Origin of the sequence: Noviherbaspirillum sedimenti (assembly GCF_003590835.1) — a bacterium.
GTDB classification, from domain to species: domain Bacteria; phylum Pseudomonadota; class Gammaproteobacteria; order Burkholderiales; family Burkholderiaceae_D; genus Paucimonas; species Paucimonas sedimenti.
The window spans coordinates 4,813,225-4,835,982 of the sequence record NZ_QYUQ01000002.1; the positions used below are offsets into that span (position 1 = coordinate 4,813,225).

At 57.8% G+C, this 22,758-nt stretch carries 14 protein-coding genes; 6 read left to right on the forward strand and 8 right to left on the reverse strand.

What is annotated here, in order from left to right:
• Window positions 1-3 precede the first annotated feature (3 nt).
• The gene (locus tag D3878_RS22355) at window positions 4-582 is read left to right on the forward strand and encodes a TMEM165/GDT1 family protein (RefSeq protein WP_119787474.1); all 579 of its coding nucleotides are present in this window, start codon (window positions 4-6) and stop codon (window positions 580-582) included.
• 117 nt (window positions 583-699) lie between these two features.
• Here D3878_RS22355 and D3878_RS22360 read toward each other — a convergent pair whose 3' ends face one another.
• The 6 genes from D3878_RS22360 to D3878_RS22390 form a co-directional block, all read right to left on the reverse strand.
• Window positions 700-1,728: an Ldh family oxidoreductase gene (locus tag D3878_RS22360; protein WP_119787475.1), complete on the reverse strand. Its 1,029-nt coding sequence runs from the start codon at window positions 1,726-1,728 to the stop codon at window positions 700-702.
• A gap of 60 nt (window positions 1,729-1,788) precedes the next feature.
• Window positions 1,789-5,766, reverse strand: a complete 3,978-nt coding sequence (putA, locus tag D3878_RS22365; protein ID WP_119788090.1) for a trifunctional transcriptional regulator/proline dehydrogenase/L-glutamate gamma-semialdehyde dehydrogenase — start codon at window positions 5,764-5,766, stop codon at window positions 1,789-1,791.
• A gap of 416 nt (window positions 5,767-6,182) precedes the next feature.
• Complete coding sequence (gene phbB, locus D3878_RS22375; protein WP_119787477.1) at window positions 6,183-6,923, reverse strand: beta-ketoacyl-ACP reductase; 741 nt, start codon at window positions 6,921-6,923, stop codon at window positions 6,183-6,185.
• 205 nt (window positions 6,924-7,128) lie between these two features.
• Complete coding sequence (locus tag D3878_RS22380; RefSeq protein WP_119787478.1) at window positions 7,129-7,773, reverse strand: response regulator; 645 nt, start codon at window positions 7,771-7,773, stop codon at window positions 7,129-7,131.
• Window positions 7,763-9,805, reverse strand: a complete 2,043-nt coding sequence (locus D3878_RS22385) for an MEDS domain-containing protein (protein ID WP_119787479.1) — start codon at window positions 9,803-9,805, stop codon at window positions 7,763-7,765. The genes D3878_RS22380 and D3878_RS22385 overlap by 11 nt, the downstream gene beginning before the upstream one ends.
• Window positions 9,806-9,963: 158 nt before the next feature.
• Complete coding sequence (locus tag D3878_RS22390; RefSeq protein ID WP_119787480.1) at window positions 9,964-10,887, reverse strand: helix-turn-helix domain-containing protein; 924 nt, start codon at window positions 10,885-10,887, stop codon at window positions 9,964-9,966.
• Window positions 10,888-11,931: 1,044 nt separating this feature from the next.
• Between D3878_RS22390 and D3878_RS22395 the strand changes: the two genes are divergently transcribed.
• The 5 genes from D3878_RS22395 (at window position 11,932) to D3878_RS22415 (ending at window position 20,333) form a co-directional block, all read left to right on the forward strand.
• Complete coding sequence (locus D3878_RS22395) at window positions 11,932-13,650, forward strand: DUF1302 domain-containing protein (RefSeq protein ID WP_233556433.1); 1,719 nt, start codon at window positions 11,932-11,934, stop codon at window positions 13,648-13,650.
• Window positions 13,651-13,676: 26 nt separating this feature from the next.
• On the forward strand, window positions 13,677-15,044 hold the full coding sequence (locus D3878_RS22400) for a DUF1329 domain-containing protein (RefSeq protein WP_119787481.1): 1,368 nt from the start codon (window positions 13,677-13,679) through the stop codon (window positions 15,042-15,044).
• Window positions 15,045-15,105: 61 nt separating this feature from the next.
• The gene (locus D3878_RS22405; protein ID WP_119787482.1) at window positions 15,106-16,185 is read left to right on the forward strand and encodes a WD40/YVTN/BNR-like repeat-containing protein; all 1,080 of its coding nucleotides are present in this window, start codon (window positions 15,106-15,108) and stop codon (window positions 16,183-16,185) included.
• Between the two features lie 6 nt (window positions 16,186-16,191).
• Complete coding sequence (locus D3878_RS22410) at window positions 16,192-18,615, forward strand: efflux RND transporter permease subunit (RefSeq protein WP_119787483.1); 2,424 nt, start codon at window positions 16,192-16,194, stop codon at window positions 18,613-18,615.
• Between the two features lie 65 nt (window positions 18,616-18,680).
• Window positions 18,681-20,333 carry a methyl-accepting chemotaxis protein gene (locus D3878_RS22415; protein WP_119787484.1) on the forward strand — a complete coding sequence of 551 codons (1,653 nt, stop codon included), beginning with the start codon at window positions 18,681-18,683 and terminating at the stop codon, window positions 20,331-20,333.
• Between the two features lie 364 nt (window positions 20,334-20,697).
• Here the strand turns inward: D3878_RS22415 and D3878_RS22420 are convergent, their stop codons facing one another.
• A complete protein-coding gene (locus tag D3878_RS22420; protein ID WP_119787485.1) occupies window positions 20,698-21,651 on the reverse strand; it encodes a PDR/VanB family oxidoreductase in 954 nt (317 codons plus the stop codon).
• A gap of 4 nt (window positions 21,652-21,655) precedes the next feature.
• Complete coding sequence (locus tag D3878_RS22425) at window positions 21,656-22,693, reverse strand: aromatic ring-hydroxylating oxygenase subunit alpha (RefSeq protein WP_119787486.1); 1,038 nt, start codon at window positions 22,691-22,693, stop codon at window positions 21,656-21,658.
• Between the last annotated feature and the right edge of the window lie 65 nt (window positions 22,694-22,758).

A 22,758-nucleotide genomic window follows, 5' to 3' on the forward strand; every position in this document is an offset into this window, starting at 1 on the left:
TTCATGGAATCCCTTCTCGTTTCAACCGGCGTCGTCGCCCTCGCTGAAATCGGCGACAAGACGCAATTGCTCGCCTTCCTGCTCGCCGCCCGCTTCAAGAAGCCCTTGCCGATCATTGCCGGCATCCTGTGCGCGACCATCGTCAATCATGGACTGGCCGGCGCCTTGGGTGCCTGGATTACGGCCAGCATCACCCCGGAAGTCTTGCGCTGGGTGCTGGGTGTTTCCTTCATCGGCATGGCCATCTGGACCCTGATCCCCGACAAGATTGAGGAAGAGGAAACCCAGGTCGCCAAACGCTTTGGCGTGTTCGGCGCCACCCTGATCACTTTCTTCCTGGCCGAGATGGGGGACAAGACCCAGATCGCCACCATCGCCATGGCCGCGCATTATGCTGCGCCGCTGATGGTGGTGATCGGCACCACCCTGGGCATGCTGATCGCGGACGTGCCGGCGGTGTTTGCAGGCGACAAGCTCGCCGCAAAAATTCCCATGAAACTGGTGCACTCGATCGCCGCCGCGATTTTTGCTGTGCTGGGCGTGGCGACCTTGCTGGGGGCGGGGGCGAAGCTGGGCATCTGATTTTTTCGGCATGGAGGTCGTTTCAGGTAGTACGGAAAGACCTCTGTGATGCTTGATCTGCATGATAAAAGTATGCCACCCTTGCGGTGGCATTTTTTCTGGCGATTGCCCCAGGCGTCAGGGCTGCCCGGCGAGCGCGCGCAGGCGTGCCAGTTCTTCGGCAGCAATCGCAATGCCGTCGCGTTCAGACTGCGCGCGCTGGCGGTAGCGGCGGTCGCCCGGCTGGCGCGGCTGGCCCGCTGCCTGCATCTGCCGCACCAGGATCTCGCAGCGCTGGGCGAAGTTGTTGCCCGCGCCTTTAGATGGATCGATCACGATCAGCAGCTGGCCGGTCCACGGCGTTTGCGCGCCAGGATAGCCGGACCAGTCGAAGTCGAACGAGAAGTTACCGCCGGTGAGGGCCGCCGCCAGCAGCTCGACCATCATCGACAATGCCGAACCCTTGTAACCGCCGAAGGGCAACAGGGCGCCGCCGTCGAGAATGGCCTTGGCGTCGCAAGTCGGCTGGCCGTTGCGGTCGACGCCGTAACCTTCCGGCAGCTGTCGGCCTTCACGCGCGGCGATTTGTACGTCGCCGTTGGCGATGGCGCTGGTGGCAAGGTCGAACACCAGCGGGTCATGGCCTTCGCGCGGTGCGGCAAAGGCGATCGGATTGGTGCCGAACAGCGCCTGCTTGCCGCCGTGCGGCACCACGCATGCCATGCTGTTGACGAAGGACAGCGCCACCAGCCCGTCGCGGGCGAACGGTTCGACGTCCGGCCACAAGGCGGCGAAGTGATGTGAATTATGGATGGCCAGCAGGGCGATGCCGTTGGTGCGGGCCTTTTCCAGCAGCAGCGCGTGCGCTGCCGCCAGCGCCGGCTGGGCGAAGCCGTTCTTCGCATCGACGGCGATGAAGCCGGGTGCCGAGTCCTTGACTTCCGGTACGGCCTTGCCATCCACCCAGCCGCTGGCCAGGGTGGAGACATAGCCGGGGATGCGGAAGGTGCCGTGGCTGTCGGAGCCGTCGCGCTGGGCACTGGCGCAGTTGTTGGCGAGGATGGCCGCCACCTCGGGCGAAGTGCCGTGGCGCTCGAAGATACTTGCCAGCAGCGCGGAGAGCTCGACGAAGGAAATATGAGTCTTGTTATCCTGCCCGGATTGCATGGTCTTGATTCCTGTTTCTGACTTCTTTAATAGGTGAGGCGATGGTCGGCCGATTGATTATCAGCCGATGGTCATCAGGCTGGCGTTGCCGCCGGCGGCTGCGGTGTTGACGCTGACCACGCGTTCGATCAGCAGGCGCTCGAGCGGGATCGCGCTCACGCCACGGGCAAGACCAATGACGCCGACGATCGGTCCGGTGCGTTGCACCAGCTGCTCGCACACCGCGCGCAACTGGTCGCTGTCGCCGTGATGCATGACAGCGTCGAAATGCGCCGCGTCGGCGCGCCAGTCCGCCACCATGCGGATACGCTCCCGCACAGCCGGCGGCAGCTGGGCTTGCAGCGCGCGGGCGGGCTGCTCATCCGGCCATAATAGCGCACTGCCTACCGCCAGCGCAGCGGCCAGCTGGCACAGCCGGTCGGCTTCGCTGTCGGCGAGCCCGAGCACGGTTTCGCGTGGCAGCAGGCGATAGGTATTGCGCTCGCCGGTCGGTCCCGGCAGCACGCGCGTCAGGCCGCTCTGCGACAGCGTGGCGAAGGCGTCGCACTGGCTGGCGAGCTCGCCCAGGTCCTGCTGCATTGCCCACTTCTTCAAGGCTGCCAGCGGCGCGCCCTGGCGTGTCTGCAGCGAAGTGCGCAACTGGGTGTCGGTCGGGCCGTCCGCTTCCATGCGGGCGAAAGTGCGGCCCACGCCGTCAAGCGGACAGGTCGACAAGAGACGATACAGGTACAGCGGGCCACCGGCCTTGGGGCCGGTGCCGGACAGACCCTCGCCGCCGAAAGGCTGCACGCCGACCACCGCGCCGACCATGTTGCGGTTGACGTAGATATTGCCGACATGGGCGCGGTCCACCACCCGGGCGATGGTTTCATCGATGCGCGTATGCACGCCCAGCGTCAGGCCGTAACCGGTGGCGTTGATCTGGTCGATCATGACGTCCAGGTCCTCGCGGCGGTAGCGCACCACGTGCAGCACCGGACCGAAGATTTCGCCCTCCAGTTCGCCCAGGCTTTCAAGTTCGATCATGGTCGGCAGAACGAAGCTGCCACGCTGCAGCACGCCGTCCTCGGCGGCGCGGGCGATCTGGTGCACGCGGCGGCCCCTGGCGCGCATGGCCTGGATGTGCTTGTCGATACCGGCTTTTGCGCGGGCGTCGATCACCGGGCCGATGTCGATGTTGAAGTTATCCGGGTTGCCGATACGGCATTCCGCCATTGCGCCCTTGAGCATCTCGATCACGCACTCGGCGACGTCCTCCTGCACGCACAGCACGCGCAAGGCCGAGCAGCGCTGGCCGGCGCTGTCGAAGGCGGAGGCGATGACATCGGCGACCACCTGCTCGGTCAGCGCCGAGGAATCGACAATCATGGCGTTCTGGCCGCCGGTCTCGGCGATCAGCGGCACCGGGCGGCCATGGGCGTCGAGGCGGCCGGCCAGCTTGCCGGCGAGACCGCGGGCGACCTCGGTGGAGCCGGTGAACATCACGCCCTTGACGCGCTCGTCGCTGATCATGGCGTTGCCGATGACACTGCCTTTACCCGGCAGGAGTTGCACTACGCCCTGCGGAATGCCGGCCTGCAGCAGAATGCGCACTGCCTGCGCGGCGACCAGCGGCGTCTGTTCCGACGGCTTGGCCAGCACGGTATTGCCGGCGGCGAGCGCGGCAGCGACCTGGCCCGTGAAAATCGCCAGCGGGAAGTTCCACGGACTGATGCACACGACCGGGCCGAGCGGGCGATGGCTGTCGTTGGCGAAATCCTCGCGCACCTGGACGGCATAGTAACGCAGGAAATCTACCGCCTCGCGCACCTCGGCGACGGCGTTGGCAAATGTCTTGCCGGCTTCGCGCGCCAGCAGGCCGATCAGCGGCTGCATCTGCGCTTCCATCAGGTCACCGGCACGCTCCAGTGCGGCGGCGCGTTCCGCCGGCGGCGTCGACTGCCAGATCGGCGCGGCCGCAAGTGATGCCTGCACCGCACGGGTCACATCGTCCAGACTGGCCGTGTGCACGTGGCCGACGACATCGCGGTGGTCGGCCGGATTCAGCACGGGCATGCTCGTGCCTTCGCCCACCGCGCAGCCAAGCATCGGCTGCGCGCGCCAGTCGGCGTGGCCGCTGCCCAGCAGCGCGGACGACAGCGAGCCGAGGCGGTGTTCGTTGGACAGGTCGATGCCGCTCGAATTGGCGCGGGCGCTGCCATACAGCGCCTTCGGCAGCGGGATGCGCGGATGCGGCAGGCCGGCGCCGCCTTCGGCGGCGGCCATCGCCTCGATGCGGACGACCGGGTCCTCGACCAGTTCCTCGATCGATATCGCGGCGTCGGCAATGCGGTTGACGAAAGAGGTGTTGGCGCCGTTTTCCAGCAGGCGGCGCACCAGGTAGGCCAGCAGGGTCTCGTGGGTGCCGACCGGCGCGTAGATGCGGCAGGGGCGGTTGAGCTTGCCGTCGGCTACCTTGCCCACCACCTGCTCGTACAGCGGCTCGCCCATGCCATGCAGGCACTGGAACTCGTACTGGCCGGGATAGTAATTCTGCCCGGCGAGGTGATACACGGCCGCCAGCGTATGGGCGTTATGGGTGGCGAACTGCGGGTAGATCGCTTCCGGCACCGCCAGCAGCTTGCGCGCGCAGGCGACGTAGGAAACGTCGGTGTACACCTTGCGGGTGTAAACCGGAAAGCCCTCGAGGCCATCGAGCTGGGCGCGCTTGATTTCGCTGTCCCAGTAGGCGCCCTTGACCAGGCGAATCATCAGGCGGTGACGGCTGCGGCGCGCCAGATCGATCACGTAGTCGATCACGTAAGGGCAGCGCTTCTGGTACGCCTGGATGACGAAGCCGATGCCGTTCCAGCCCGCAAGCGCCGGCTCGAAGCACAGGCGATCGAGCAGGTCGAGCGAGATTTCCAGGCGGTCGGCTTCCTCGGCGTCGATATTGATGCCGATGTCGTACTGGCGCGCCAGCTGGGTGAGCGACAGCAGGCGCGGGTAGAGCTCGTCCATGACGCGCTCGTACTGGGCGCGGCTGTAGCGCGGGTGCAGCGCCGACAGCTTGATCGAGATGCCGGGGCCTTCGTAGATGCCGCGTCCGTGCGAAGCCTTGCCAATGGCGTGGATCGCCTGCTCGTAAGAGGCGAGGTAACGGCGGGCGTCGTGCCCGGTCAGCGCCGCTTCGCCCAGCATGTCGTAGGAATAGCGGAAGCCCCTGGCTTCGTGGCTGCCGGCATTGGCGAGCGCTTCGCCAATGGTTTCGCCAGTGACGAACTGCTCGCCCATCAGCCGCATCGCCATGTCCACGCCCTTGCGGATCAACGGCTCGCCGCTCTTGCCGATGATGCGGTTGAGCGTACTGGACAGGCCGCTTTCATTGTGGGTCGAGACCAGCTTGCCGGTAATGAGCAATCCCCATGATGCCGCGTTGACGAACATCGAAGGGCTGTGGCCGAGGTGCTGCTGCCAGTTGCCGTTGCTGATCTTGTCGCGGATCAAGGCGTCGCGGGTACCCTTGTCGGGAATGCGCAAAAGCGCCTCGGCCAGGCACATCAGCGCCACGCCTTCCTGCGACGACAGCGAAAATTCCTGCAGCAAGCCCTGCACCACGCCGGGACGGCCGCCGGCACTCTTTTGCTTGCGCAGCCGCTCGGCCAGGCCATACGCCACTTTGTTCGTGGCGGCTGCCAGTTCGGCGGGCAGGCGGGCCTGCTCCAGCAGCATCGGCACGAGTTCCTGTTCGGGGCGGCGATACGCGCCGGTGATGGCGGCGCGCAGCACCGATTGTGGCAGGATGCTCTCGGCGAATTCGAGGAAAGGCTGGTGCATGGCTGGCGGCAAGGACTCCACCGCATCGACCTCGCCTGCGGCCACGCGTGCCGCCACGCTTTCCAGTTCGGGCAGGGAAATCCCGCTTTCCACCGATTCGAGGTAGCTGTAAATGGATTGCTTGATTACCCAGTGCGGCGTGCGGTCGATCTTGCGGGCTGCTTCCTTGAGGCGCGCGCGCGTCGCTTCATCGAGTTTTACGCCGAGAGTGGTGGTCGTCATGGGGGTGGCCATTGCCGTTCATTGCCGGTGATTTTGAATGTGTTGCGGGGAATGTCAATGAGGCAAATGTAGCTGAATTCAAAATAAAGTGCAACCAAGTGCAACCGGCGGAGGGTTGTTATGTTGTTGAGTTGCACCTTGGGGTGCTTGCCCCTGCTGTCATATCGGTCGTTCTGGCTGAGCTTCTGCGTGCGCCGCATCGGCGGCTTCATTTTTGCCTACTTCGGCGACCGCATCGGCCGCCTTCTGGGGCCGGGTGCGCGATGCCGGACCCAGCTCAGGCTTTACCAGCGGCAATGAATTGTGCAGCAGATCGTCATGGGGGAAATGAGTTCCGCCAGGCCATCGGACAGATGGCCTGATGCGCTGTCTGCTCAGAAAAACAAGCGTCCGGCGAGACCGGACTGCCTGGCACATCACTGCATGTGCTGGCCGCCATTGATGGCGATATTGGCGCCAGTGACGAAGGCCGCCTCGTCCGAAGCCAGATAGGCAACCAGTCCCGCCACTTCTTCCGGCTTGCCCAGACGTCCCATCGGGATTTGCGGAATGATCTTGCTGTCGAGGACCTCCGCCGGAATCGCCATCACCATCTTGGTGCCGATATAGCCCGGCGAAATGGTATTGACCGTCACCCCTTTGCGGGCCACTTCCAGCGCCAGCGCCTTGGTGAAACCATGCATGCCGGCCTTGGCGGCGGAATAGTTGGTCTGGCCGAAGGCGCCCTTCTGGCCATTGACCGAGGAAATGTTGATGATGCGGCCCCAGCCGCGCTCGGTCATGGCATCGCACACCGGCTTGGTCATGTTGAAAACCGAATCCAGGTTGGTGCGGATGACCGCATCCCAATCTGTCTTGTCCATTTTCTTGAAGGTCGTGTCGCGTGTGATGCCGGCGTTATTGACCAGCACATCGATGGGTCCCAGTTCCTTGGTAATCTGGGTGACGCATGCCTGGGCCGCATCGTAATCAGCGACATCGCATGGATACGCCTGGAAATTGTATCCCTGCCGTTCCATGTCGGCCAGCCATTGCGATGCCTTGCTATTGCCCGGCGAGTAGGTGGTAATCACCTTGTAGCCCAATGCAGCGAGCTTCATACAAATCGCTTCGCCGAGTCCGCCCATGCCGCCAGTTACCAGTGCAATTCGTTTCATGTCTTCTTTCCTTGGTTTCGGTAGTGCGCAAGAACAGGGTCGTCGCATGCGCTTTCCCTGTGTTGCGTTAAGGGAAAGTATCTACAAAGTGAGGAGAGGGGACTATCGGGGAAAAAGCGAATTTTCGTGAGGGAAGTTATGGTTGTTGGTTAGGAAATTTCCTACGCGATATCGCAAACTGCTGATTTGATGGCGAGGCGCATGCTCACATCAGCAGGCCGTTGGCGCGGGCATAGCGGGCCAGTTCGGCATTGGTGCTCAAGTCCAGTTTTTCCAGAATCCGCGTGCGGTAAGTGGTGATGGTTTTCGGACTCAGATGCAGCGTCAAGCCAATCTTGACCAGGCTCTCGCCCGCGGCGATCAGTTTCAGAATCTCCAGCTCGCGATCGGACAGGGTTTCGTGCGGCATCCTGCTTTCATTGCCGAGCATGTCCGCTAGCTTTTCCACCAGGCTCGGGCTGATGTACTTGCCGCCCGCAGCGGCCTTGCGCACTGCGGCAACCATGGTCGCAGCCGGGTTGCTTTTAGTCAGATAGCCGGCCGCTCCCAGCTTGAGTGCCCTGAGCGCATACACTTCTTCCGAATACATCGACAATATCAATACCGCCAGTTTCGGATGTTCAATATGCAATAGCTTCAGCAGGTCCAGGCCATTTTTCCCCGGCAGGGCGATATCCAGCAGCGCAACATCGAATTCGTGCTCGCGCACCAGGCGTATTGCTTCCTCGGCGCTTTCGGCTTCGTATTTCACCTCGATATCCTGCGCTTCGCTGAGCATGAGTCGCACGCCATTGCGCGCGACAGTATGGTCATCCACCAGCAAGACCCTGATCATTTTATTATTTGACATCTTCTTGCTCCAGCGGCAGGCGCAACAATACTGCCGTGCCCTTTCCGAGTGTTCCATCTATATTAATGTTGCCGCCGAAGTGGCGAGTGCGCTCATGCATGCCCAAGATGCCCCATGACTGGCCATCGAGCAGCCTTTGCATATCCATGCCTTTGCCATCATCCCTGATTTCGACGACGATGTCGTCCTGTTCGCGCAGGACACTGATTGTCACATGCGATGCCGCGGCATGGCGCACGACATTGGTCAGCGCTTCCTGAACAACACGGAACAGCATGGTGCTGCGTTCAGGGTCAAGCTCGGTAATCGCCGCGCTATTGCTGACGACGCAACGGCATTGCAAGCCTGTGCGTTCCTGAATTTGTCCTGCATACCAGTCCAGTGCCGCCCACACGCCCAACTGGTCCAGGACGCTGGGACGCAGGTCGGTGATCACGCGGCGCACGGTTTCAATTGCTGCATCGGCCAGGCTGGCGGAATCCACCAGCAGCGGATCGGGGAGGCGACCGGCGCCGGCGGCACGGGCAAGAGACACGGAGATATTGGCCTTGATGCCAGTCAGAACCCCGCCCAGCTCATCGTGGATTTCACGGGCAATGCACTTGCGCTCTTCTTCCTTGATATGTTCCTGATGTGCAGCCAGCTGGCGCAGATCTTCCTGTGACTGTCGCAAGGCAGCTTCGGTGCGTTTGCGCTCCGTGATATCGCGGGCTACCACCACAATGATCCAGTCCTGGCCGGAATGCAGTGCGTGGCGCTGCATTTCTACCGATAATCGTGAGCCATCCTTGTGGCGCATCCAGATCGTTTCCACGCCCCGGTCCTTGCCCCGGACCAGGTCCTCGGACAGTGAACGCAGAACCTCCGGTGAAACTGAGCCAAGGTCTGCGCCGCTCAAGCGCAGCAACTCCTCACGGGTATAGCCTACCAGGCGGCAAGCGGTTGCATTGGCATCGACAAACATCAGGCTGCCATGGTCAACCAGAAAAATGGCGTCGGCAGTTGCGTCCATGGCCGCGCGAAAGCGCCGCAAGTCTTCAATATTGCGCACATGCTCGGTGACCTCCTTGGTGACGCCCTGGTAACCGATGAACTGCCCAGCCGCGTCGAACATCGGTTGCCCACTGCTGCGGAAATGACGCGTGGGGCTGCCAGGAGTGTTCAGGCAGGATTCCAGATCATGATATGGCTGTCTGCTTACCCAGGCGGTCTCGAACGCGAGCTGCTTGGATGCATCCCAATGCGTCGAGAGTTTTATTGGTGCCATTCCCACCATCGACTCGGGTGCGACGCTGGAGGCGCCGGCCCGATGCGCGAAGACGCGCGTAAAACGCATTTGCGCATCCTGTTCCCAGTACCAGTCGGATGACATGTGCACCAGGCTGCGAAAACGCTCTTCGCTTTCCTGCAACAGTTGTTGCGCCTGTTGGCGCCTGGCTACCTCGGTTTCAAGGGCGTGGGTTCTTTGCTGGAGCAACGCAATCGACCGTTGGAGATCGGCCGGGCCGGGCGACTCCTGCTTGCCTGGTGCCGGACAGACCTCGGAATGCGCGGTACAAACGTGAAAGAAGGACTTGCAATGCTCCTCGCCGGAAAAAGCCGCCATCGGGTAAGCGCACAGCAGGGAAAAAGCATAATCTTTGGCGAGATCATTCCACAGTTGTTCGAGGCGGATTGCCGCTGCGTGATTTTCCGTTGCGTACAACAAGGCCGCCATTTCGCCAAAAGCGCGCACGCGACGGCTGCCGTTCGCCGATGCCTGCGTGAGAATGTCGCCCATGACCTCCCTGAAGCGCTGCTCATGCGGCCTGCCGTCAATCATGAATTTTGACAGCAGGCTTTCTGCTTCCAGTGCAATATAATTTTCTTGATCCGAGCTTATCCGCAAGCTTTTCTCAAGCGCCTGCAGATGGACAGCGGTCGCAATGACGATACCTGCGGCTCCGGCATCCAGGCCCGCGCTGATAAAGTCTGAAACTTTTTCTATGAGAAATTGATCATTCTCGTAAAATTGAACGACATGTTCCGCCATCACGCCTCCCGCGCAACTTCACACAGTAACGTAAGTGCCATGCAAAACTCTTCTAACTGGCAAGTATATCTGCAATTTCAAATTTGTGAGTTGCATCCATTCGTATCTTGACCGACAAGACCGGCGAGAATTTTCCGAGATGCCCGGCGCATTTTTAGTTACACAGCTTGTTCACGGAAATTCTTGGGAGTTGTGCCCGTAAGACGCTTGAAAACCGTTGTAAGATGAGCTTGGTCACCGAATCCTAAGCAGGTGCTGAGTTCCCCGATGGACATAGGGCTGTGTGCGAGCAATTCCTTTGCCCGTGCAACTCGACGCTCCATGACGTAGCGATGTGGTGTCAGTCCGGTGCTGAGCTTAAACATCCTGCTGAAGTGGTAGTCGCTAAATCCTGCGACAGTAGCTATGTCCGTGAGACCAAGCTCGGCGCCAATATTTTCCTCAATGAAATCTATCACTCGGCGAAGTCGCCATGCGGGTAGCCCCGTTTTTTCACCGGGCAGATTCAGTGGGTGAGATGAATAGCAGGTGACTAATCTTGCCGCTAGAGCAATAGCCAATGATTCGCCGTAAAGCCGTCCGGACGAGAACCCGCTCCGGCATTCTGCAAGGATGGCAAGCCCAATTTGTCGAATCTGTGCATCCTGCACGTAACTGGAACGCATCAACTCGAATCTTGATGGAACGCTGCGCAGCTCTCCAAGTACTCGCTGGAATGTCGACTCTGAAGGCATGAGAAATAGTACATTCAACGGATCCCTCCAGCGAGCCCCCGTCAATGAACCAAGAGGGTCGATGTGGATCACGCCCTCTACTGAGCCTGTCTCATAGAGACTTCGTGCGCCAAGTCGTTGAACTGCGATGTGTTGATCTACCAGAGGCTGTACGATTGTCGTGCGGCCGATGTAACAGTCTTCCATTTCGCACGGCGCGACCAGTACATGCTCGGCAGACAATGCGTCGTCCCATGGCGCACCGTGGCTTGATACTTTGATATCGAGGCTGTCGATGAAAGGGCGCAATACACCAGATGGAGTGTTGCGCACCTGCACTCGCGTTTGAACTGGGCTGAGTTGCGACATCGAACAGCGTGGAGACGAAAATTGAGATTTTAAGAGTAATGCATTTGCAGGAAAGATGCAATGGACGTGCCTTCTCTTGGATTTTTTGCGAAGCTTCGCTCCACGCCTTCCGGCGAGCTTCACCCGTTTCCCAATCTTGGTTTCTCTTTGGTGCAGCCTAAGTATTTTGCACGCCAGGATTCTTGTACCTGACTGCTGCTACCTGTTTCTTGCATCATTTCGCCGGCGGTGCACGACCGTCGATTGATTGAAGTGCAATTCAGCCGCAATTGGTCGAGTGTTCTTTCCCAACATCGCCATGAGCCGAACACTGGCGCGCTTGCCTCCATTAGTGGCCACCCGCTTTGACAGCGGCAACCCCACCTTCCGTAACTTACCCTACTTGACTCGCACGAAAACCTTCCGGGTGGTGTGGCGCGTGTCCATTCAGCGATGCAGAGAGGTCATGCCGGCATACCAAGGGCGCTATTAACACACAGCAATAGCCCTTTACTCAGGCCGGATACAAGAAAAACCGAGTGCCGTGGAAATGCGCAGTTTTTAGCAAAATAAAACAAGCAAGAGCAAAAATCTGCAAGAGATAGGCGGAGTCAATATGTACTCTCTCCGTTAAGCCATTCGGCGTACTACAAAGAAAAATGGAGATGAGAATTGCCCAAAGGGTCAAAACCATATAGATGAAGACGAATTTCTCGGAAATTCTCACTCATGCCTGAAGGTGACCGCTCGAATGGCTCGACAGGTGACTTGTCGAGCTGGGGGCGAGCATCAGCTCCATGGGGGCTTGTCGCGAACCGTGCCCATTTACCACTCAACATATCGACACTATCGATTTGTCATTGCTGGAAGTGATGACGGTGATATAGCACAGTCGATTGATAACCGGGTGAGCTGGCCATAGGCTTGCATTGTTGGTTGTGAATTAGGGTGCTGGGGAAAACCCTGATCGTAGCAAAAGAAATTTCAGTGCGGGAGAGACTGGACTTAAATACTTTTTCTAACCGGTAGCACATTCTTATAACTAGATAATTAGTAGGAGACAAAATGACAAATCTGCAGTCCCACTACCGCTTCACCACGCACCGTGTAGTAAAGCGGAAGGCAATCGCTCTCGCCATCACCGGAGCCTTTATGAGCATTGGCTCATCCGTCAATGCATTCACCATCGAGACGGATACGCCTGGCCTCAAGATGACATGGGATAACACGATCAAATACAGCAATGCATTTCGGGTCAAGGGCCAAAATCCGGTCCTGCTAGGCAATCCCAATGCAGATGATGGTAATCGCAATTTCAATAAGGGGGTGATTAGCAACAGGCTCGACATTCTGAGCGAATTTGACGTTCAGTATGAGGACATGGGAGCGCGTATCAGCGGTGCGGCATGGTACGACAGTGTGTACAACCGCAGTAATGACAATCCCGGCTTTGCTGGGGGAGCTTTCCCCAATAATAGCTCGCGGCCATACAACAACTTCACTGAACGCACCAGGGATCTCCACGGCCAAAAGGCAGAGCTCCTCGATGCGTTCGTATTTACCCGCTTTGATTTGGGGGATTCCCGGGCATTGGTGCGCCTCGGCCAGCATGGAATGGTTTGGGGGGAGAGCCTCTTTTATGGGGGCAATGCAATTGCCGGGGGAATGGCGCCAGTTGACGTCACGAAGTTGATTTCCGTGCCGGGCACCCAATTCAAGGAAGCGATCCGCCCTGTACCTCAGGTGTCCGGGCAAATCCAACTGACGCCGAATCTCGCATTAGGCGCCTACTACCAGTTCCGCTATCAGTCGAACCGGCTGCCAGCCGTAGGGAGTTATTTTTCCCAGGTCGATACCAATGTCGATGGTGGAGAACAGATACTGCTGGGCCCATTAGGTGCAGCACCGCGGCAGGCAGACCTTCTGCCGAAAGATTCCGGCCAAGGTGGTGTGCAGCTTCGTTTCCGGCATGCTGATACAGACTACGGTCTATATGCAATTCGCTTCCACGATAAATCGCCGCAACTGGTCACGAACCTGATCAATTTGACGCCGGGTGGTGCCCCTACACTTGTTCCGGGTAGCTACTACGTGACCTACCAACAGAAAATCACTGCGATGGGCGTCAGCGCGAGCCGCACATTCGGCCCTGCAAACATCGCGGTGGAGGCGTCAATTCGCAACAATCAGGACCTGGCAAGTGCCGGTCACGCTGTCGATGTGAGCCGTGCTTTTGGGTCCCCGGCAACGAATAACACGAATAATCCTTCTTACGCTGTCGGGCGTACTGCGCACGTCAACGTATCCATGCTCTGGAGTATGGATCCGACGGTTCTCTTTCGAGAAGCCAACGTCGCAGCGGAGCTTGCCTGGAACCGGGTCTTGAGCTGTAAAACCAACTGCTCGGTGTTTGACCCGCAAACTCGTCAAGGCGTGATTGACAATAACGCTACCCGTGATGCTGTGGCGCTGCGCATCTTGTTTGAGCCGAAGTACCGGCAGGCGCTGCCAGGCCTGGACCTGAGTGTGCCGATCAGTATCGGTTTTGCCCCACATGGATCACGGTCCATGGCGCTCGGTTCAGGAGCGTTCCCCGCAGATGGGGGCGGTGATCTGACGATCGGTGTGAACGGCAACTATCTCGACGCCTGGCAATTCAGCCTCGCCTACACGCACTACTACGGGGGCGCGAAGACTTTCCTCGACAGCAATAACTCGTTCAGCTATGGCCAGAGTCTGAAGGACCGCGATTTCGTGGCCTTCTCTCTGCGCCGCACTTTCTAATTACTCACAATATTCACGGAGACAACATGAATAGTAAAAACGTCATATGGCAGGCTGCAGTAGTGGCGCTTGGCGGCGCGCTTTCGTTCGGCGCTTTGGCTGCAGTGCCAGCAAGCGAGGCTGAACAACTGAAAAGCACCTTAACACCCTTCGGCGCAGAGAAGGCGGGTAACAAGGATGGAAGCATTCCTGCCTGGAGTGGGGGCTACACGACGGCCATTTCGGGCTTCAAAAACGGTGGCCGACGTGACGACCCGTTTGCCGAAGACAAACCTCTTTTCAGTATCACTGCGAAGAACGTCAATCAATACGCTGACAAGTTGACGGACGGCGCCAAAGCACTTTTCCAGAAATATCCGGGGACGTACCGCATTGATGTCTATCCCACGAGAAGGACCGCAGCCGCTCCACAGTGGGTGTATGACAACACGTTCAAGAACGCCACACGTGCAAAGATTGTTGAGGGGCCGCTCGGAGCGATACCGGAGGGCGCATATGGCGGCATTCCATTCCCGATTCCCAAGACGGGCGTGGAAGTGCTCTGGAATCATTTGCTGCGCTGGCGCGGGGAGTCGATCTCTTACTTGATGCAAGGCGTACTTGGTACAGCAGACGGCCGCAAAGTCATGACCGTTGATGCGCAAGCCAATCAGCAAATGCCTTACTACGCCAAAGATGGATCAGTCGACAAATTCGGTGGCGATTATTGGACGTTACGCGTGATGAATAGCGGTCCCGCGGTGCGAGCTGGGGAGGGGATTGTTGCCCGGTTCAATGTGAATGGGGAAGAGCAGACCTGGGTTTATCTTCCAGGGCAGCGGCGTGTTCGCAAGCTCCCGAATGCCTGCTGTGATACCCCAACACCCGCGACAGCCGGCGTAATGAGCGTCGACGATATCGAGGTCTTTGCCGGTCCCAACGGGCGTTTTAACTGGAAGCTGTTAGGGAAAAAGGAAATGATCATTCCCTACAACAGCAATAAGCTGTTGAAGCCGACCAAACAGGACGAAGTGCTTAGTCAGCACCACATCAATCCGGACGTCATGCGTTGGGAATTACACCGGGTCTGGGTCGTGGAAGCTGAGCTCAAAGAGGGTAAACGCCACCAGGCACCGAAGAGCAAGTATTACTTCGATGAAGATACCTGGAATGGTGTTTTGGCTGACCGCTGGGACGCTAACGGTCAGTTATGGAAAACGATGTGGATGAGTTCCATCGTCATGCCCGATCTTCCGGCAACTTCATCTGCAACGTTCGGCTTCTACGATCTTGTAACTGGAACGTCCTACACTAACGTGCTGGTTAATGAAAAGTCGACGCAGTTCAAAGTCATGCCGCGCTATCCCGATTCAGTGTTCACACCTGACGGGCTCATCACCGAAAGCATTCGCTAAATTTCCTCTCCAGGCGCCGGCCCCCTGGGCCGGCGCGCGCATCAAATGAGAACGACATAGTATGACTTTTTCACGAATTTTCACGATTGCAGTGTTGTTTGCGATTTTTGCAATCTCGCGGGGGGCGATAAGCGCTCCGCAGTCTTCCACTGATCCACTGCGGCGAGAAGCCACACTCGCGCCGAAGGCGAGTCATGCGGTAATGCTTGCGGTCGCAACCGCCGGCAACCGCATTATCGCTGCGGGCGAGCGGGGAATTATTCTGCTATCGGACAATGGAGCAAAGACCTGGAAACAGGCCAAGGTGCCGGTCTCGGTTACGCTCACCGCACTTGCATTCCCGACCCCATCCGAAGGCTGGGCCGTCGGCCATGGTGGAGTCGTACTGCATACCAGGGATGGCGGACTAAGCTGGGTCCATCAGTTGGATGGACGTGCCGGTGCTGAAATTGAGCTGAAGGCAGCACAGGAAAGCGGAGATCAAGCCCGCTTGAGAGACGCGGAACGGCTCGTGGCCGACGGTCCGGACAAACCCTTCCTGGCGGTGCATTTCTGGGACGCGCAGCGTGGATTTGCCATTGGCGCGTACGGCATGGCCTACGGAACCGAAGATGGCGGCGCGACATGGTCTTCGTGGCGTGCTCGCATGGACAACCCGAAGAGCCTGCATCTCAATGCGCTGTACGTCAAGGGCAGGACCGTCTTCCTGGTCGGCGAACAAGGGCTTATCCTGCGCTCAACCAATGGCGGTACACATTTTAACCCGATACCCACTCCTTACCGCGGCAGTTGGTTTTCCGTTGGCGGAATCGGCGACCGGATCATCATCGCCGGACTCCGCGGTCAAATCTACCGGTCCGATGCTAACGGGGAAGAGTGGACGCCAAGTAGCATTGATGTGCCGATCACAATTGGGCAGACGCTCGTAACCAGGGGCGGTGGAATCCTTTTCGTCAACCAGGCCGGGGCGCTACTTGCCAGCACTGATCAAGCGAACTCATTGAATCGATTGCCGTCATTGGAAGTCGCTCCAATCACCGCAGTCGCACAGTCCCCTGATGGCAGTCTGTTTGCTGCCACTTATGCCGGCCCAGTACGGTTGCCTATCACCGAAGCCAATGGCTTCCGCATTCGTCAATAAATCTCAATGCAAACTTCAGCGTCCACAAAAAACGAGGCGAGCACCGATCTCGCTGCATTCGACCGCCACTCCGGTTCCTTGTTGGAGCGTGCGCTGTTCAACCACCGTCTCATTGTCTTGATACTGTGCCTGTTCGTCACAATCGTGCTCGGCTTGCAAATTCCACGGCTCCAACTGAACGCGAGCTTCGAGAAAATGATCCCGACGGACCATCCGTATATCGCAAACTACCTGAAGTATCGTGGCGATTTGAGCGGCCTTGGCAATGCGGTTCGCCTTGTCGTGGTGGCAAAAAATGGAACGATCTACGACGCGCATTACCTGGACGTTCTACGCAGGCTTAGCGATGATGTCTTTCTATTGCCAGGAGTCGATCGTACATACATGAAGTCGCTGTGGACGCCGACGACAAGATGGGTCAGCGTCACAGAGGAGGGCCTGGAAGGCGGTCCGGTGATCCCTGACGACTACGACGCCTCCGCCAATTCTATTGAGCGCTTGAAGCGCAATGTGGATCGATCCAACGAGATCGGCCAACTGGTCGCGCGTGATCAGCGGTCAAGCATCATTTATGTCCCTCTTCTCGCGAAGACCCAGGACGGCAAGCCGCTCGACTATGCTGCCTTCTCCTTGGGCCTCGAGAAATTGCGGAAAAATTATGGCGGTGAAGTCGTTGATATCAGGATCACTGGCTTCGCCAAGGTGGTCGGCGATCTCATTGACGGATTACGGGGTATCCTCGGGTTCTTCATTGCCGCTATCGCCATTACCACGGGAATGCTTTATCTGTACACCCGCTGCATTCGCAGCACGGTGTTGGTGGTTTCTTGTTCCCTCATCGCCGTTGTCTGGCAACTGGGGCTGCTACCGCTGCTTGGCTATGAATTGGATCCGTACTCGGTCCTGGTGCCGTTCCTGGTGTTCGCAATCGGGATGAGTCATGGTGCACAGAAGATGAATGGCATCATGCAGGACATCGGACGCGGGATGCACAATGTCGTTGCAGCGCGCTTTACTTTCCGGCGCCTGTTTCTGGCGGGGCTTATGGCATTGCTGGCCGATGCAGTCGGATTTGCCGTGCTCATGTTGATTAACATCGAGGTGATTCGCGATCTGGCATTGATCGCGAGTCTTGGCGTGGCCGTACTGATTTTTACAAACCTCATCCTGCTCCCGATTCTGCTGAGTTTCCTCGGCGTGAGTCGCACTGCTGCGGCGCGCAGCTTGCGCGAAGAAGTGGCGGAAGAGAACGGTGCTGCGCAACCGGCGCTCTGGCGCTTTCTTGACCTCTTCACCCGTCGACGCGGGGCGAGTGTGGCGGTTATTCTGAGTGCAGGTTTGACGCTTGCCGGTGTGATCGTCAGCGCTCATTTGAAAATCGGCGACCTTGATCCTGGTGCACCGGAACTGCGGCCCGATAGTAGATACAACCGCGACTCGGCATACCTGACAGAGCATTATGGTGCCAGTAACGACGTGCTGGCTGTGATGGTCAAGACGCCTGAGCAAGAATGCTCGAACGTGGATACCTTGATGAAGGTTGATAGATTGGAATGGGAGTTGGCGCAACTGCCTGGTGTGGAAGCGACCAATTCCCTGGCTCGCTTGAACAGATCGATGAGCGCTGGCCTGAACGAAGGCAATCCGAAATGGTATGACGTGTTGTACAGCCAAAGCATGGCCAATACGATTACAGCGGGTGCGCCGCGAGGCTTGTATAACGAAACATGCAATCTGCTCACCGTGTATGCCTATCTTAAGGACCACAAGGCAGACACGCTCACAAGCGTTGTGGACGCCGTCGAGAAATTCGCCTCCGTGCACAACACTCCAGACGTGCAGTTCATGCTGGCCGCAGGTAATGCCGGGATCGAGGCAGCAACCAATATTGTCGTCAAAAAGGCCAACCGGGACATGTTGCTGTGGGTTTATGGAGCCGTCGTAGTTCTGTGTTTCATCACTTTCCGCTCCTGGAGGGCAGTCATTTGTACGGTTATCCCATTGGCGGTGACCTCAATTCTCTGCGAGGCTCTGATGGTCGCCTTGGGCATCGGAGTAAAAGTCTCTACGTTACCCGTTATTGCGCTTGGCGTAGGGATCGGTGTTGATTACGCCCTGTATGTCATGAGCATTCTGCTTGCACGGTTACGCGAGGGCGCATCTCTGTCCGAAGCCTACCGCACGGCTCTAAGATTCACCGGAAAGGTGGTCCTCCTCACCGGAGTCACGCTTGCAATCGGTGTTCTGACCTGGGTCCTTTCTCCTATCAAGTTCCAAAGCGATATGGGAATCCTGCTTGCATTCATGTTCCTCTGGAACATGGTTGGTGCGCTGGTCTTGCTGCCGGCACTGGCTCACTTTCTGTTGAAGCCGCAACCGCAACCGCTAAAGGAGCTTGGTGTGCCCCGCTTAAGAGAGTTGGCCGTCTAGGTCAAATCGCGGAGGATTTAATATCGTTGCCGCGCGAGTATCTGACAAGGAAGGTGGATAGGAGAATGAACCTTAAGCTCGAGCGACTTACCATTGCGACCCGGCTCAGGATGGGGTTTGCCTTGATGGTTTTCATGCTGGGGATCGTTTCGGTTCTTGGTATCACGCGCATGGCGCAGAACCAGCACCGCATGGACGAAATCACCACGGGCAACAATGTAAAGTCGAAGCTTGCCATAACGATGCGAGAAACCGTCTATGAAAGAATGGTCGCATTGCGCAATATGGCACTCGTCGGCTCGCGCTCGGAGATGGAGCCGGAAATCGAGCGTATTGCGGCAGAGAAGAAAAAATACGCGGATGCCCGTGACCAGCTGGAGCAGATGATCGCCGCACAAAAGGGTGCTTCTACGAATGAAGCATCACTGCTAAGGAGGATCAGGGAACTTGACGGCAAAGCATTGCCGTTGATTGAACAGGCTTCGGAACTGGCGATGGCGGCACAAGCGGATCAAGTCTATACCGTCTTGATCAGGGAATTGCTCCCTGTTCAGACCATATGGATGCGGTCGCTGGGCGAACTGATTTCCCTGGAAGAGCAATTAAGTGCGCAAGCAGCGCGGGACGCGCAGTCTTCCTACGCAGACGCGCGCCTGATGATGATCATCATGGGGATAGCGGCGGTCGTCGTCGCCACCGCAGTTTCACTCGTTCTGGCTCGCGGCATGCTCGCCCAACTCGGTGGCGAGCTATCTTACGCAATGGACATCGCGGAAAGGATTGCCTCTGGCGATCTTGCCGTTGATGTGCGGACCAGGCCCGGCGACGAAAGCAGTTTGCTGGCGGCGATGGGCCGCATGCGCGATAGTCTTGCCGGCCTTGTAGGGCAGGTGCGAAATGATGCCGAGACGATTGCGGCGACTTCGAGCCAGCTTGCGGCGGGGAATGTCGATCTCACGGCGCGAACCATGGAGCAAGCACAAGGCCTGAAACAGACTGCTGCTCTGATGTCGACATTTACTGAAGCGGTCAGGCAGAATGCTGCGAATGCCGAGTTGGCGAATACGACGGTCAGCGCTGCTGCGGAAGGCGCGAAAAAAGGGAGCGCAGTCGTACTGGAGGTCGTCGAAACAATTAACTCCATCAGCGAATCCGCCAACAAGATCGTGGACATTATCAGTGTGATCGATGGAATTGCTTTTCAGACGAATATCCTGGCATTGAATGCGGCAGTGGAGTCGGCGAGGGCTGGCGAACACGGACGTGGATTTGCGGTGGTGGCAGCCGAAGTGCGCGCGTTGGCGCAAAGATCCTCAGGGGCGGCGAAGGAAATCAAGATGCTGATCGGCGATTCATCCGCCAAAGTGCGTATTGGCACAAGACTGGCCTCCGAAGCAGGAAATTCCATGATGCAGATCATGTCGGATGTGGAGCAGGTCACGCAAATCATGGCAAGCATTGCCGCCGCAAGTGCTGATCAAAGAAATGGGATCATGCGCGTCGATCAGGCCGTAGCACAGATGAACAATGTAACGCAGGAAAATTCAGCGCTGGTTGAGAGCGCCGCAGCAGCAGCCCGCTCACTGGAAAGGCACGCTGTTACGCTGGCCGAAGCAGTTCTGGTGTTTAAGCTTGCTACTGACCCCGGGATGAAGAATCGTACTAAAATTCAAGGGGAACACCGCCATGTGGCGCCTATGGCGCCAATGCAGGCGTAACCGGCCCGGCAGATCGTAAACTCCGGTCCGGGCGTTGCTGCAAGTGCATAGGGGCGTCGAGCGATACTGGCGCAAAATGCTGAGTAGCCGAAGCCGTTCAGGTGGTGTTACGTGGGAAGCGTTTCATCAAATTAAGACGCGGTTTCCGTTGATGCGACCAAAGCTGCATTTGCCCTACCGGGCTTTGCAAGCTATCGCTGTACTGTAAATCAACTGCTGAAGAGCGTAGTGCGGGAAATCCGCACGCTACGTTCTGTGGGAACCGGAGGCGGGTGACTGCCTCCGGTGACCCGGTGGGCGCGGTCATTGTGGCCGCCCCCTATCCCGATTAATGCGTTTTTCGCAATATTTGATCTTAGAAAGCTCAAAGAGCCAGGGTCAGTCGATTTGATTTGGATCGCGAGCAACACAAGGTCATCTGGTTGTTGGCGGAACGTTCTTGATCGGTGAGAAATGTGTCTCGATGATCGGGAATTCCGCTAATAACCTTCGTCAAGCATGTCCCACAAATTCCTTGCTCACATGACATCGGAACGTCAATTCCACACTTGAGTAAAGCATCGGCTATCGACTGGCCCGGTGCGACCGGGATGATGCGCCTAGTGCTTGCGATTTCAACTTCAAAAGCGTCATCATCTTTGTCTAATTTAGCAGCTTGAAACAGCTCGCTATGAATGCATCGTTCATCCCATTCCGCTTTGAGGGCCGTGTCGATAACGTAGTCGATGAATCCCACCGGACCGCAGACATAAAGATGGGTCTCTACATGATTCGCTTGAAAGATTTCCCCAAGGTCCATTCGTTGGTGATCTTCTCCGGTATCGTAGTGAAAGTGAACCTTCTCAGCGAAGCTACTGCAGGCGATCCGTGAACGATACGCGACACGATCTGGTGAACGAGCGCAGTAGTGCATCCTGAAAGAAGCGCGGGTTTTACTCAGGTGTTCCGCCATGCTGAGAAGTGGTGTGATCCCAATGCCCCCAGCTACGAGCAAACTGTGCGCGGCAGTTACCAGTGGGAATTGATTTCTGGGAGCACTAATCTCGAGAACGTCGCCCTCTCGTAGCTTCGTGTGCACTGCTGTCGACCCGCCACGCGAGGCCGGGGCAAGAAGGACGCCCAGGACGTAACGATGGGTTTCGTGTGGTGCATTGCAAAGCGAATATTGGCGTATCAAACCCTCACCAAGGTGGACGTCGATGTGCGAGCCCGCGGTAAATGGCGGCAGGCTTCCTCCATCCAGACTCGCCAGTTCGATGCCCATGATTTCCGTGGCTTCGAGCGACATGCGGGCTACTTTAACCGGTATGCGTTCCATGAACTTACCCCGCCGATTGTTCGTCGGCGATCATCCTGTCAATCGCGCGCCGGGCCCGTATGGCAGGTGCATCGCTAGGCAGCAGCACAGGTTTCATCGCCCAGAAATCTGTATTTCCCATCGACTGTTGTTGCGCTTCAAGCATGGGCAAGTCTTCGTTGGTGAATGGACCTGTCACACCACATATATTGAATTCCACCAGCTCGGCGCCGGCTTCACCCGTTTGCCTTGGAAGGGCGACGGAAAACCAATAATGCGTGGTGGTCTCGGATTCAGGAGTGAACAGATGTGCAGCCGAAATTTCGCCGGTTTTTCCCCGTGGTGTGCCGGTCGCCACGGCGCCGGTAAACAAGGCCATGTTCGCTGGCGCATTCCAACGGACATCGATCCATCGATCCACTACCGCTCCCTGTGGTAGTCCGAATGCACGGTAAAGAAAGTCAGGCAAGATTTCGCCGTGAACCAGCCGGTTCGACCAAATGGTATCGCCGTCCTGCTTCAGTTCAATAGTGGCAGTCGCCACATTGTCACTTCCCAATGACCCGGGATGGAGATATTGGATATGGCTCAGGTCCATGATGTTGTCGGTCTCGAGCAGGTAGTTTGCTTTCGCGAGCAGATATCGTTTCCCGACAAAATTAGCTTCCGGATCGTTGAAGCTGAAGTCCGGGATCAGGTCGGGATTCGCTAACGCCGGGTCGCCCATCCAGATCCAGATTGCACTATGGCGCTCGTGAACCGGGAAACTCCTGACGACTGCCGCCTTAGGGATGGCGCCATCGCCATGCGGGTTATGAACACACTGTCCTCGCCCATTGAACTCCAGCCCGTGGTAACGGCACTGGACATTGTCCCCGACGCGCTGCCCCATATGTAGGGGGGCGAATCGGTGCACACAGCGGTTAATAATTGCTTGAACCGTATTTTTGCTGTCGCGAAACAGCAAGATCGACTCGCCCAACAGGATGCGATGAAATAAATTGCTACTGGACACTTCGTGGTCCCATGCTGCAACGTACCAAGTGTTTTTGAGGTAGGGCATCTTGCTTTCTCCTTTGTATCGCATTGCGAACGCGCTTGTTTTAAAAAATTTTCTGCATCAATGTA

Coding starts and splice junctions, on each gene's coding strand:
- D3878_RS22355 (WP_119787474.1), top strand. CDS start 4: ATGGAATCCCTTCTCGTTTCAACCGGCGTCGTCGCCCTCGCTGAAATC.
- D3878_RS22360 (WP_119787475.1), bottom strand. CDS start 1,728: ATGCAATCCGGGCAGGATAACAAGACTCATATTTCCTTCGTCGAGCTC.
- putA (WP_119788090.1), bottom strand. CDS start 5,766: ATGACGACCACCACTCTCGGCGTAAAACTCGATGAAGCGACGCGCGCG.
- phbB (WP_119787477.1), bottom strand. CDS start 6,923: ATGAAACGAATTGCACTGGTAACTGGCGGCATGGGCGGACTCGGCGAA.
- D3878_RS22380 (WP_119787478.1), bottom strand. CDS start 7,773: ATGTCAAATAATAAAATGATCAGGGTCTTGCTGGTGGATGACCATACT.
- D3878_RS22385 (WP_119787479.1), bottom strand. CDS start 9,805: ATGGCGGAACATGTCGTTCAATTTTACGAGAATGATCAATTTCTCATA.
- D3878_RS22390 (WP_119787480.1), bottom strand. CDS start 10,887: ATGTCGCAACTCAGCCCAGTTCAAACGCGAGTGCAGGTGCGCAACACT.
- D3878_RS22395 (WP_233556433.1), top strand. CDS start 11,932: ATGACAAATCTGCAGTCCCACTACCGCTTCACCACGCACCGTGTAGTA.
- D3878_RS22400 (WP_119787481.1), top strand. CDS start 13,677: ATGAATAGTAAAAACGTCATATGGCAGGCTGCAGTAGTGGCGCTTGGC.
- D3878_RS22405 (WP_119787482.1), top strand. CDS start 15,106: ATGACTTTTTCACGAATTTTCACGATTGCAGTGTTGTTTGCGATTTTT.
- D3878_RS22410 (WP_119787483.1), top strand. CDS start 16,192: ATGCAAACTTCAGCGTCCACAAAAAACGAGGCGAGCACCGATCTCGCT.
- D3878_RS22415 (WP_119787484.1), top strand. CDS start 18,681: ATGAACCTTAAGCTCGAGCGACTTACCATTGCGACCCGGCTCAGGATG.
- D3878_RS22420 (WP_119787485.1), bottom strand. CDS start 21,651: ATGGAACGCATACCGGTTAAAGTAGCCCGCATGTCGCTCGAAGCCACG.
- D3878_RS22425 (WP_119787486.1), bottom strand. CDS start 22,693: ATGCCCTACCTCAAAAACACTTGGTACGTTGCAGCATGGGACCACGAA.